Consider the following 12,757-nt stretch of genomic DNA (forward strand, 5'->3'; position numbering starts at 1 on the left):
GGATCGTCAGTGGCGCGCGATTTGCCTTTCATGCGAAGCGGCGCCGCGGCGCGATGATTCGCGTCAGCGTATGCGGGTCCGTCGTCGCGCGAACATGCCGCGCGACGTGAATCGCGAAGATCGCCATCACGAGCTTGTCGAAGTCGAACGGCGCGCCGTTCTGGCAAAACAGCAGCATCAGGAACAACGCGCAGATGCCGCCGCCCGCCGCGCGCAGAAACATCGCGAGCACCGCGAAGCCGAGCCAGCCGAACGCGAACAGTGTGTTGAACGCACCGTTCTGGAACGGTGCATCCTCGAAGCGATGGACCATGCCGACGCGGATGAAGTATTCGAGCGACACCGTCTGCGGCACGCCGAACGGCATCTCCCACAACACGTGGTTCAGCACCTCGAACGGCTGGAACACGCGCAAGCCCGCCGACACGTCATTACCCGACAGAATCCGCTCGATCCGGCTCGGTTCGGCCGCGAAGATCGGCAGCGCGATGGTCGCGAGCCCAAGCGCCGCGAGACAGATCAGCACGCTCTTGTTGATATGCCGGTGATAGAACGCGAACATGATCGCCAGATTGGCAACCAGCCCGAACATCGTCTGCGAGACCACGCACGCGAGCACCGCCGACGCATTCGCAACGAGCCGCGGGCGGCCGCGCAGCATATGCAGACAGATGAAGTTCAGGAACAGGCTGATGCCGCCGAGATACGACGGCTCGGAAAAGCTCGCGGAAGGGCGGATTTTGAAGTCGTAGCCGTGTTCGCGCGCATGCTCGGCCCAGGCGGCCGCCAGCGACACGTCGTTGCTGTTGATAAAGAACCTGGTCGGCACATAAAGCGAAATGCCCTTGCGGCCCGCGATGGATTGCAGCAGCGCCGCACCGGTCAGCGCGAGCAGCATCAGCAGCGGCCACCAGCCGTTGAACTTCGCGATGTCGTGACGCGGCACACCGCTCATCCCCCACGCGAGCAGCAGCATGCCGACCGCAAGCCGCGCCTCGCGCTCCAGATTGGGTATCTCGGGCAGATAAATCGCGGTCCAGACCAGGCTCAGCGAGACCGCGATCACGATAACGCCGGTCGTCAGCGGCGTGATGCGCATGCGCATATGCCACGCGAGCGCGATAAACAGCAGCGCGGCCACCGACGCGAAATAGTTGAGCCCGAACTGCATCGCGGGCAGCAGCAGAATCAGCCCGTGCGCGAACGGGTTCGCACGCAAATCGGCGATCATGCGCAACGCGATGCGTTTCATGGCGATACTCTGGTTGACCGATCGATGGCCGTTTTCATGCGGCGACCTCGACCGTTTCGACGTGCCGCATGCCGAGCAGCCGGCCATACAGCGCCTTGCCGCCGCGCGCGCCAACCAGGCCGATCGCGAGCCAGAACGCAGTGCGCCGCGAACCGCGGTCGGCTATCAGCGCGCGCACGAAAAAATCGATCGCGGCGAAATAGCTGGAACCCAGCCGCGCCTTGCCGTTCGCGATCAGCGCGTCGACCTTGATGCGCCGCCGGAACACCGCGAAGTCGGTGCGCGTATTCATTTCGGCGCCCCACTTCTTCTCGATTGCGGCGAGCCCGGCCATACGCCGCTTCAGGTTCACGCTGGTGCGGTCGCCGCCGTGCTGCACGAAGGTCACCAGCGCGTCGTCGACATAGCCGAAGTCGCCGAACGCGAGGCAGCGCAGCCACATGTCGAAGTCCTGGAAGCTCGGCAGCGATTCGTCGAACAGGCCTGCGTCGACCAGCACGGCCTTCTTGACCAGCACGAGGCTGGTCGAAGTCGGGCACTCGCCGCCGAGCGCCTGCGTGCGCGTGAACACCGGTGCGCTCGGGCGGCAGCGCCGCGCGTGATTGAATTCGACATCGACGTCGATGTAATGGCACAGCGCAGCGACATAGTTCGTCCGTTCGAGCAGCGCCACCTGCTCGCGGATCTTGCTCGGCATCCACAGATCGTCGTCGTCGAGAAACGCGATGCATTCGCCGCGCGCACGCAGAATGCCGGTGTTGCGCGCGCCGCATGCGCCTTTGCTGCGCGTATTCGGAATCACGATCACGTTGTCGCCGAGGTCCGCGAGCGCGTCGCGGACCGCTTGCTGCTCGGCCGGTTCGGTGTTGTCGTCGACGACAATCACCTCGAGCGCCGGGTAGTCCTGCGCGAGCACGGCTTCGACGGCGCGGCGCACCATCGTCGAGCGGCGGTAGGTCGGGATCACGGCGGTCACCAGGGGCGAATTCATCGATAAGTCCTCACGGTTCAGGCAAAGCGCAGCGCACGGCGCAGCGCGAACATCTGGTCGGGATTGAAACGGCTGATATGCCACAGGCCGTAGGCAGCGCCGACGACGCCCGGGACGATCAACCGCACCAGCGCCGGCCAGTCGAGCGAGCTGATCGCGCGGCTCGCGAGCATCGCGACCAGGCACACGCCTACGCCGAGCACGACCTGCCAGCGCAATGCGCGATACAGCGCGCTGAACGGCATTTCGAGCAAACGCGCAGTCACGCCGAGGTGGATCGGCGCGCTCGTCAGCGTCGCGACCAGATAACCGGCGGCGATCCCCTGCAACCCGAAATGCGCGCCGATCAACCAGCACGCGATATGCAGCAGCGCGACGCCGAAGTTGAGCATCAGCAGCCAGTCGGTGCGGCCCTTGACCATAAACACCGCGGGCGCCGTGCTCAACACCGATTGCACGAAGCCGACCGGCGCGAGCCAGACCAGCAGTGTCGCGACGCTCGCCCATTTGGGGCCGAGCGCGACCGCGATAAACGGCTCGCGCAGCGCGACGAGGCCGCCCATCAGCGGCGCGGTGATCAGCGCGACGAACGACACACTCTGCAGATAGCTCGTGCGCTGCTTGTCGGGCTCGGTCTGCTGCGCGCTGAGCACCGGGTACAACGCCTTCGACGCGACGAACGCGATACTCTGCAGCGGGTACAGCATGATCTTGAACGCGAGCGAGTACGGCCCAAGCGCGATCGCGCCGAGCACTTTGCCGACGATCATCGAGTCCGCGTTGCGGTTCAGGTAGATCACCAGATTCGACAACGTGAGATTCGACGAGAAGCCGAAGATGTTGCGCACTTCCTTCGCGTCCCAGCGCAGCTTCGGGCGGAATGACGATGCAAGAAACATCTGCAGCGACGACATGCTCGAATGCACGAGCGCCTGCACGACGAGACTCGTGAGCCCGAGACCGAAACGCGCGGCAATGATCGCCGCGCACATGCCGCTCGTGTAAGACACCACGTCCGAGCGCGCGACTGTACGGAACTGCGACGCGCGCTCGAGCAGCGCCTGGTGCGCGGCGCCAAACGCCATGATCGGGAACATCAGCGCGAGCCAGCACAGCACGTGACTCAGCGACGCCGAGTTGAACAGCCGCGCGAGCGGCACCGAGAACACCACGATGACGAGCGCGATCGCCGCGCCGGCGCTGATATTGACCCAGAACACCGAGTTCGCGAGGGTCGGCGACATGTCGCGGCTGCGGATCAGCGCGGGGCCTGTGCCCATGTCGCGCAGCAGGCCCGCGAAGTTGGTCACGACCGTCGCGAGCGCCATCACGCCGAAGTCAGCAGGAGTCAGCAGATGCGACAGGATCGACAGGCCGACGAGCTGAACCACGCTCTTGGCGATCTGCGCGGTCGCAAGCCAGCGCGCGTTGCGTCCGACCGAGGGTTGTTGAATGGACATGGCCGGTCTAGCTCCCGTCGAAGATCGGGCGGTACAACGGGCTCAGCCGACGGCTGCCGCGTGCGCTCAGGTGATCGCCGTCTATATAGAGCGGAATCAGCGCCTGCGAACCGTAGCAGCGGCCATCGCGGCACAGATACGGCAGCGGATCGAGCGTCTTCACACCGCAACTGGTCGCGGCGTTTTCGATCGCGGCCCGCGCGACCGCATTGCGCTTGTAGTACGCCGCTTCGGTGACCGACACGTCTTGCGGATGCTTGCCGAGAATCAGCGACTTCGCGAGCACCGCCGGCACATCCTCGCCCATCTCGGGGATCGGCATCAGCACATAGACAGGCCGGTTTTTCGCGAGCGAGCAGAGGTCCTGAGTCAGGAAGCTCGAATAGCGCGTGCGCCGCTCCTCAGGATCGGCGAGCGGCCGTTCGCCGTTGTAGCCGATCAGGATGGTCGGGTCCGGGCTGTCGTTCTTGCCGTCGACGTACGCGGAGAAACGCGCGACGACGATAATCGGCACGCTCGGCGGGTATTGCTTGAGGTCTTCGGCAACCCGCTTCGCGAAGAAACGGCACGGCTCCTCGGTGTGCTTGCCGAACCGGCTCGCGCCGACGAACGGCGGGCAACCGGAGGTGCCGTAAAACATCACGCTGTCGTTGGCCGCGGTGGCTGCCGCGACGATGCCGGGAATCACTGCGTTGCCGTGACTGTCGCCCCAAACGATTGCGCCGATCTTCGGCGAATCGCCGTATTTGCAGCCGATCTGGCCCGAGCCTTCGATCATCCGCTTGACGCTATTGGTCAGGCATTCGGTGCGGCGCGGATCGACATCGGTGCTCTCGGCGGACACGAGTCTGATCTGGCTTGGCAGCCGCGCGGCCGCGCCGTTCGCAAAGGTGACGCCCGCGCACGCGAGCACCACCGCCACCGGCGCGAGCGCGAGCGTGCCGAGACCGCGCAGGCCGAAGCGCTCGCGCAGCCCCGCGGCGCGACGTTCGACGAGTTCGTACGACAGGAAGCCGAGCAGCACCGACAACGCGAGTCCGATCACGATGACCTTCGGATCGTGGCTCGGCAGATCGAGGTAGTGGATCAGCACGGTCAGCGGCCAATGCCACAGATAGATCGAATACGACCAGCGGCCGAGCAGTTGCAGCGGCTTGAAGGTTGAGAACACGCTGTCGTTCGCGGCCACGAGAATCACGAGCGCTGCGCCGAACGCCGGCAGCAGCGTCATCACGCCGGGCCAGTCGTACGCGTCGGTATAGAACAAGCCCGCATAGACGATTGCGGCGAGACCGATCGCCTGCAGCGTCGCGGCGGCGCGGGGCGCAAGCGTGAAGCGCTCGGCGTTAAGCATCACGAGACCGCCGAGCACCATTTCCCACGCGCGCGTCGGCAGCAGAAAGAAGTTCGCTTCGGGGTGGTTGCGCGCGATCACCGGATCGAGCGCGAACGACACGACGCCGATCAGCAGCAGCAGCACCTGATAGACGCCGCGCTTGTTACCGAGCACGCGCGCGCCGAGCATCAGGATGATCGGGTACACCATATAGAACTGCCACTCGACGCCGAGCGACCACGTATGCAGCAGCCACTTGGTCTGCGACGACACGTCGAAATAGCCGGCCTCGCGCCAGAACACGAAGTTCGAGATAAACGTCAGCGCCGCGCCCGCATGTTCGGCGAGCACCTTGTACGCATGCTGGTCGAGATAGAACCAGCCGAACACCATCAGCACCGCGGCCAGCGCCGCCAGCGCGGGCACGATCCGCGTAAAGCGCGCGACATAGAAGTCCCACAGGCTGAAACGCCCTTTATCGAGTCGGCCGACGACGATCGCCGTCATCAGATAGCCGGATATCACGAAAAACACGTCGACGCCGATAAAGCCGCCGTTAAAGCCTGGGGTCTGAAAGTGAAACAGCGCGACGAGCGCGACCGCCACTCCTCTTAAGGCATTGATGTCCTGTCTGAAGCGCATGATGTTCCGTGTCCCGTGTGAAGGCCCCTGGCGGATCCGGTGCCGGCGATGCGTGTTACGCGTACGTGCTGCGTGCTACTCGTTAGCTGCTGCGGGTGGCTTGCCGGCGCCCGACGCGTCGATCGGGTGGAACGGCGACAGCTGGAATCCCTCGTGAAGCGCACGCGAAGATGGTGCGATCTGAAAATCGGCGAACGTGCTGCGCTGTGCGTCGGGCTTCGCGTTGACGAAGCTCACGTCGCTCGCGCCGAACATCGGTCCGATATCGACATACGACGCCGCGCGCAAATCGATCGAGGTCGCCTTGCCGCCGATCACCGCATTGCGACGCAAGACATTGCCCTTCGGCGCGCCGGGCGCGTCGGCGAGCACGCTCGCGAGGCTCGGGTAACGCGTCGAGTACGGCGGGCGGTTGAAGTTGACGACTGCGAGCTGACGCCGCAGTTGCCCGTTCGGATCGTCGGCGAGGCCTTTCTGCCACGAGAGTCCGCGCGAATCGATATAGATCGCCGGCGTGCAGTTGACGAACAGATTGTCCTCAACGACGTTGTCGCGGCCGCCGCCGATAAAGATCGCCTGATTGACCTTCGAGAACACATTGCGGCGGATCGTCGTGCCGCCGGCCTGGTCGTCAAGATAAATGCCCATCGTCGCCTGCGGCTGCGCGGCGCTGCCGATGTCGTGCAGGAAGTTGCCTTCGATCATGGTGCCGCGCGCGGTCCAGTCGCGGCCGGTGTAAAGCGCGCCGGTATCGCCGGCCTCGCGCGCGACGTGGTCGACTTCGTTGCCGCTGATCACATGGTCGTTGCCGTTGAAGATGATCGCCGCGTGCGGGCCATTGTAGATATGGTTGCGCTCGATCCGGTCGCCGACGCCCGACAGGCTGATCGCGGGCCGGTACGCACGCGACCGAAGCGCGTAGTCGTGGATCACGCTGTCTTCGATCGACACGTCGCCGGCCGCGAGCGTCTGCCGGTTGCCCGCGAACACCACGAAGCCGCCCTCGCCGGTGTTCGACACGTTCATAAAACGGTAGTGGCTGTTGCTCGCAGTCGACCAGACCGCGACGCTGCCCGCGTTGCGCACCGTCGCGTGCTCGATCACGACGTTCAGGCCGCTGTGAATCTCGATCGCGTTGCCGCGCGTGTCTTCGAAACCGAGGTCGTGAATGGTCAGGTTCGACGCGATGGTCGCGACGAGCAACTGGTTGCTGACCGACGCTTCGACATCGCCGTCGTGCAGTGGCGCGGGCGGCCAGAAATAGAGCGTCATCGACGCGCGGTCCAGATACCACTCGCCGGGTTGGTCGAGTTGCGACAGCGCGTTCTCGAAGCGCATGCGCTGGCCGGTCTTCATGCCGAAGGTCGGCGCCGGCGCGGCGAGCGTGACGGTGCTCGACGATGGATCGACCGCTTCGACAGGCAGCGTGGTATCGGCCCAGTCGCGCGCCCAGTACCCCATCGCGCGTAATTCCGGTTCAGCCTTCAGCGCATCGAGCGGCGCGCCCGCGACCGTGAAGCGCGTGCCCTTCTCGCCGTCGGGCAGCGACGCGATTGTCGCGAAACCCTGGTTCGGCCAGCGCGCGAGCGTCTGCGGTTCGCCCCGGTAGAACAGTTCGAGCGGCGCGGGCGTCACGCGGATGCCGAAGCCCTGACGCTCGAACGTACCCGCATCGTCGATGCCGCTGTCCGCCAGTTTCGCGACCAGCACATGACCGCGCGCGGCCGCCGGCAGACGCGCGGCCGCTGTGTCGTTCGCACCCGGCGCGTGAAATCCGCGCACGATTTTCGCGCCCGACAGAATCGTGCGACTCGCGCCCGCGCCCGACAAGGTCACTGGCGTACCGCGCCAGCTCGGATCGAACTGCAGTTGAAGCGGTTGCGCAAGCCGATAGGTGCCCGCGCCCAGCACGATGTCGAGACGATCGACGTGGCCGCCCGCGAAACGCGACTTGCTCGCGGCGAGCACCGCGACTGCCGCGCGCAAACCGACATCCCCTTTCGCCTGGGTCGGCGCGGTCACGGCGCTCGCTTGCGCATCGGCTGGCGTATCGGTCGCCGCGGCGCTCACGTGCAACGTCAACGCGCTCGCGAAAGCCGGCAGCAGGCACGCGCCGAGCGCGAGCCAGCGTGCCGCGCGGCGTGCCGGGTGAGAGTGGCGCAGCGTCATGGTCAGGCCTTCGACGCCTTCGCACGCGGACCCGGATAGCTGTACATCCCGTATCCGTACGTCTTGTCGCCGGGTCGCGCCTTCACGTCGTTGAGCACCAGCCCGTCGAGCGTGACGCCGACGTGCGCCAGACGCTTCGCCGATTCCTTGATCTGCGCGAGGGTCGTCGCGCCCTGGCGCACCACGAGGAACGCGGAACCGACGATCTGGCCGAGCGAGCCGACGTCGGCGACCGCGAGCACCGGGGGGGTGTCGATCAGCACGACGTCGTACTGCGCCGCGATCTCGCTGACGAAGTGCGTAAAGCGCTTGCTCATCAGCAATTCCGACGGATTGCTCGGCGCAATGCCGCGTGCGACCAGATCGAGGCACGGCAACACCGCGCGATGCACGACATCGTCGAACGGCTTCTCGTGCTCGATCAGATCGGCGAGACCCGGCCCTGCGTGCTTGCCGAAATGGCGGTGCAGGTCGCCGTCGCGCATGTCGGCGTCGATCAGCAGCACACGCTGGTGCGAGTTCGCCAGCACCGCGGCGAGGTTGGCCGATGTGAACGATTTGCCGACGCCTGGCGTCGGCCCGGTCATCAACACAATATTGTTGCTCGCTTCGAGCAGCACGAACTGGAGCGCGGTGCGGAAGCTGCGCAGCGCTTCGATCGGCAGGCTGTCGCTGTCGAGATGCGCGAGCAGAGTGATCCGGTTGGCCTGCGACGGCGACCACGAGCGCGTGTCGCGCGCCTGCTGCAGTTTGCTGTGCGGCACGCTCGCGTAGACGGCGAGGCCCGTATCGCGCTCGATCTCGCGCGCATGCATCACGCCCTGCGACAGTTGCCGGCGGAACCACGCGAGCAGGCAGCCGCCGAACAGGCCGACCGCTGCGCCGAGCACGACCACGAGCTTGCGATTCGGCTTGACCGGGTTACCCGACACCACCGCCGTATCGACCAGACGCGCATTGCCGGTCTTGCCCGCGCGCGCGAGCCGCAGTTGCTCCGCACTGTTGAGCAGGCCCGTGTACAAATCCGTGTTGACCTGCACGTCGCGTTGCAGGCGCAGCTCGGTCTGTTCGAGTTGCGGCAGCCGGCGCGTCTTCGAATCGATCTGGCTAAGCCGCTGTTTAAGCACGCTCTCCTGATTCAGAATCGCGATCACCGCAGGGTGGTCGTCGGTGAAGCGCGCGGTCAGCTCGTTGCGCTTCTGCTCGAGATCGGCGAGCTTGTTCTGCGCGTCGACCGTCTGCTGAAGCACGGCCGAGCCCTCCTCGCTGAGATCGATCAGCGCATTGGTTGCGCGGAAGTGGTTATACGCGTCTTCCGATTCCTCGAGCTGACGCTTGAGTTGCGGCAACTGCTCGTTCAGGAACGCCAGCGACTTCTCCGCCTCGGCCGACTTGCGCTCGATATTCTGCGCGATGTACTGCCGGCCGATTTCGGTGAGCACCGCACTCGTCTTGTTCGCGTCGATGCCTTGCAGGCTCGCCTGGATCACGTCGGAATCTTTAGTGGTCTGCGCGATGCGCATCGCCTTTTGCAGCGACTCGACGGCCGCGACTTCGGACACGCGCGTGAGCATGAAGGTGCCGCCGGGTTGCGCGTACAGACTCGTCACATTCGCCGTCAGCGGACCGTCGCCGGTCTGCACCGTGAGCGGCTCGCCGACGTGGCCGGTCACGCGAATGCCCGCGCGCTCGTTCTCGATCGTGTACTGGCCATTCGGACCCGCGACCAGCTTGAACGGCTTGCCATACAGCGTGACTGGCGGATCGAAGGTCGCGACCGTCGCATGCTCCTGCGCCCACACATAGCCGCCATGGCCGAAGATGCCCGGCGTCGACAGGCCTTTCTGCAGCGTCGACCACCAGCGGCCGAACACCGGGAAGCGGCGCGGCTGCACATCGATTGTCAGACCCTCGTTGCGCACTGCGGGCGTGAGCACGAGCCGCGACTGCAAAATCTCGATCTCGTCCGACGCTTCGGACTTGATGTCGAACCGCTGCGACAGACTCGACAGCGCATCGGTCGGCGAGTTCGGGTTGTCCTCGACCTGGATCAGGATGTCGGACTGATAGACCGGCGCGGCCAGCACCGCATAGCCGACCGCGATGACCGTCGTCAGCAGCGTGAGTCCCGCGATCAGCCAGCGGTTGTCGTAGAACGTATCGACGAACGCGCTCGCATCGATGGGGCCGGCCGCCGGTTCGGCGACGGGCGCCGGATTGATGCTCGCGACCCGCAGGCCACGCCCTTCGTTACCGGGTTGCTTGTTAGACGGATTAGACGATCGATCCAAGTTACGGCTCCTGCTTCAATGAGTTGCAATGCCAGCGAGACTTGCGGGCGCGCCGGCCACACGCGCCCGCCCGGCAGTGCGCGACACGCGCGAGGCGGCAGCCATTGGACTGCCGCTCAAGGTGCCGACGTTGCCGGCACACAGCATGACGATCGCGTTCATCGCTCGAGCGCGGCGGTTAATTGCCGTACGCGGTGCGGCTGAAGTACGCGGCTTCCGCGCTCGGCACGATGTTGTTGATGACCCGGCTCCAGCGCACGACTGCCGCCGTATCGACGAATACGACGTCCTTCGCCTTCAGCTCGAAGTTCTCCGCGAGCGCGAGCGCGGTCGGATTCGATGCATCGAGATGGAAGACCTGGTGCTGATCGGCCGAGATACTGCGCACGACATAAACCTGCTTGCCGTCGCCGGTGTTCTGGCTGACGCCGCCTGCGTCGCCGAGCGCTTCGTTCAGCGAGAGTTCGCCATTGCGCAGGAACAGCGTGCTCGGCCGCGTGACTTCGCCCATCACGAACACCTTGCTGTCCTCGCGCGCGAACACGCGGACCATGTCGTTGTTGTGCAGCATCACCTCCGACGGGTTGATGCCCATCGACACCATTTCGGGGATGTCGACGATCACCCGCTTGCCGTTGCGGATCACCGCGATGTTCGCGCGGTCGCCGACCGCCGTGAAGCCGCCCGCGCGATTGATCGCTTCGGTCAGCGACATCGGCACGTCGTTGAAGATCTGCAGGCCCGGCGTGCGCACCTCGCCATCCATATAGACACGCTTGCTCCGGTACGACTGCACACGCAATGTGACCTGAGGGTCGCGCACGTATTTCCCGAGTTGCGTGGCAAGCGCATCGCGCGCCTGCATCTCGGTGAGTCCGCCGACGCGGACCGCGCCCGCATACGCAAACTGGATCAAGCCGTTGGTATCGACGGTATAGCCGGTCGATACCGACGCCGAACCCGTGAAGTCGATGCCGACGGTCTGCACCGTGGAAGTGGGCAGGTTCAGCTCGGGATGGTCCCAGACCATGATGTTGAGCACGTCGCCGGGGCCGATCGTATAAGGCGTCGGTGGCGCCAGCAGGCTCTGCACATCGTGTGGGATATGGGTCGGCTCCGCGAGCCGCTCGGCCTTGATCAGCGCGGGTGTGATTTCGGTCAGCGCGCCCGGCGGCGGCTGGTCGTTGTCAGCGGCGCCCGAGGCCGAATCCGTGCGTTGCGCGCCAGGCACGCCTGTCACGCTTGTGCCATAACGGTCCTGACTCATGCTGCTGTAATGCTGGCCAGGGTCGATGCCGCAAGCGCCGAGTGTCAACAGCAGCGACAGCGCGCCGCCGAGCCCGAGCGCGCGCATCGCACGTGATGCGCGCCGCGACGGCCGCGGCGACGCGTGAACCGGCGCGAGCGCCGGGACAAAAACGGTATTTCCGATCTGATTCATCTATCTCGTAGCCGAACGACTGGAACGCCGGCAGAGTTCATCTGCCGGAGGAGCCACTGGGGGAAATCACCGGCCGATCAGGATGGAGTCCGGGGCCTGGCGATGTTGTGAGCGATATTCGGTTGGCGAGACGAGCATCCGCTTGCGGAAAATCTTGGCGAGGCGGTCGCCGTTGGCCATGCCGATGCGGCGCGCGATCTTGTCGACCGGCAAGTCCGTTTCGATCAGCAGGCGGCACACCATGTCGAGGCGTGCACGCAGCAGATAGTCGGACGGCGTCATGCCGATTTCGTCCTTGAAGCGGCGCTGATAGTTGCGCTCGCTCATCGCCGCGACCTGCGCGGCATCGGCCACCGAGATGGGCCGCTCGCAGTTGTCCTTGAGCCAGCGAGCCGACGCGCGGACCTTGTCCTGCACGCTGGTCACGCCGCCTTCGGCGAGTAGCAACGCGAGCTTGACGCGGGCACCTGGCAACAGCTGTTCGCCGACTTCGCGCGCGACGTCATGACCGAGGTCGTACTTGACGAGCATCAGCGCGCTCGCCATCGACGAAAAGCAATCGTCGTCGCTGTCGACGGTGCGCTGGCCGCCGAAGCCGGACCGGTCAGCGGCACGCATCGAGCCGGACGCAGCCGCGGCGGCGCGCGACAACGGCGCACCGGCGAACAGTTTGTCGGTGTAGCCAAAGCGCGTACGGCCCAGCAACATTTTCTCGAGCGATGGATGAGGCGCGCCCTCACCGCCTACGACGAACAGCGCGTCGTAGTTCTGGTACTGGCGCACGTCGAACGGGTCGGTCCACAGTTGCACCGACGACGAACACGGCACGCTGCCGCCCGCGATCGACAGCATCCTGATCGTGTAGATCGAACCCGCCGCGCCTTTGGCGACGCTCAGCTGGTTTGCGTCCTTTGCGGCGGCCAGCTGGTTCGCCTTGTTGAATACCGCGGCGACGATGCCCGCGCGCAACAGCGAGAAGCCTTCGAACAAAACAATACCGATCTGGCGGGCGGGACGCCGCGTCACCGTTTCCGGATCGATGCTATCGGCTGAAATCGTTTCCGCTTCTTTTACAAAGTGGCCAACAATGCTGTCTGACTGTTCAGGTTGTGCAACATACGGCATTTCGTTTCCTCAGAAACGTTTCCCCGGAATGTCATCAGTTTTTTTAATGG

General features: G+C 65.1%; 8 protein-coding genes. All 8 read right to left on the minus strand.

Annotated elements, in window-relative coordinates; translation table 11 throughout:
- Window positions 1-28 precede the first annotated feature (28 nt).
- Window positions 29-1,252, minus strand: a complete 1,224-nt coding sequence (locus BX592_RS26015; RefSeq protein WP_134196050.1) for a hypothetical protein — start codon at window positions 1,250-1,252, stop codon at window positions 29-31.
- A 34-nt stretch (window positions 1,253-1,286) separates the two neighbouring features.
- Window positions 1,287-2,243 (minus strand): glycosyltransferase family 2 protein, encoded by a 957-nt coding sequence (locus BX592_RS26020; RefSeq protein ID WP_166676470.1) that lies wholly within the window; start codon window positions 2,241-2,243, stop codon window positions 1,287-1,289.
- Window positions 2,244-2,260: 17 nt separating this feature from the next.
- A complete protein-coding gene (locus BX592_RS26025; RefSeq protein WP_134196052.1) occupies window positions 2,261-3,703 on the minus strand; it encodes a lipopolysaccharide biosynthesis protein in 1,443 nt (480 codons plus the stop codon).
- Window positions 3,704-3,710: 7 nt separating this feature from the next.
- The gene (locus tag BX592_RS26030) at window positions 3,711-5,681 is read right to left on the minus strand and encodes an acyltransferase family protein (protein WP_134196054.1); all 1,971 of its coding nucleotides are present in this window, start codon (window positions 5,679-5,681) and stop codon (window positions 3,711-3,713) included.
- Between the two features lie 75 nt (window positions 5,682-5,756).
- Window positions 5,757-7,850 carry a right-handed parallel beta-helix repeat-containing protein gene (locus tag BX592_RS26035; protein WP_134196056.1) on the minus strand — a complete coding sequence of 698 codons (2,094 nt, stop codon included), beginning with the start codon at window positions 7,848-7,850 and terminating at the stop codon, window positions 5,757-5,759.
- A 2-nt stretch (window positions 7,851-7,852) separates the two neighbouring features.
- The gene (locus tag BX592_RS26040) at window positions 7,853-10,141 is read right to left on the minus strand and encodes a polysaccharide biosynthesis tyrosine autokinase (protein WP_134196058.1); all 2,289 of its coding nucleotides are present in this window, start codon (window positions 10,139-10,141) and stop codon (window positions 7,853-7,855) included.
- Window positions 10,142-10,319: 178 nt separating this feature from the next.
- Complete coding sequence (locus BX592_RS26045; protein ID WP_134196060.1) at window positions 10,320-11,582, minus strand: polysaccharide biosynthesis/export family protein; 1,263 nt, start codon at window positions 11,580-11,582, stop codon at window positions 10,320-10,322.
- Window positions 11,583-11,648: 66 nt separating this feature from the next.
- Window positions 11,649-12,707 carry a helix-turn-helix domain-containing protein gene (locus BX592_RS26050; RefSeq protein WP_134196062.1) on the minus strand — a complete coding sequence of 353 codons (1,059 nt, stop codon included), beginning with the start codon at window positions 12,705-12,707 and terminating at the stop codon, window positions 11,649-11,651.
- Window positions 12,708-12,757: the final 50 nt, after the last annotated feature.

Source organism: Paraburkholderia rhizosphaerae, assembly GCF_004366595.1.
GTDB lineage: Bacteria > Pseudomonadota > Gammaproteobacteria > Burkholderiales > Burkholderiaceae > Paraburkholderia > Paraburkholderia rhizosphaerae.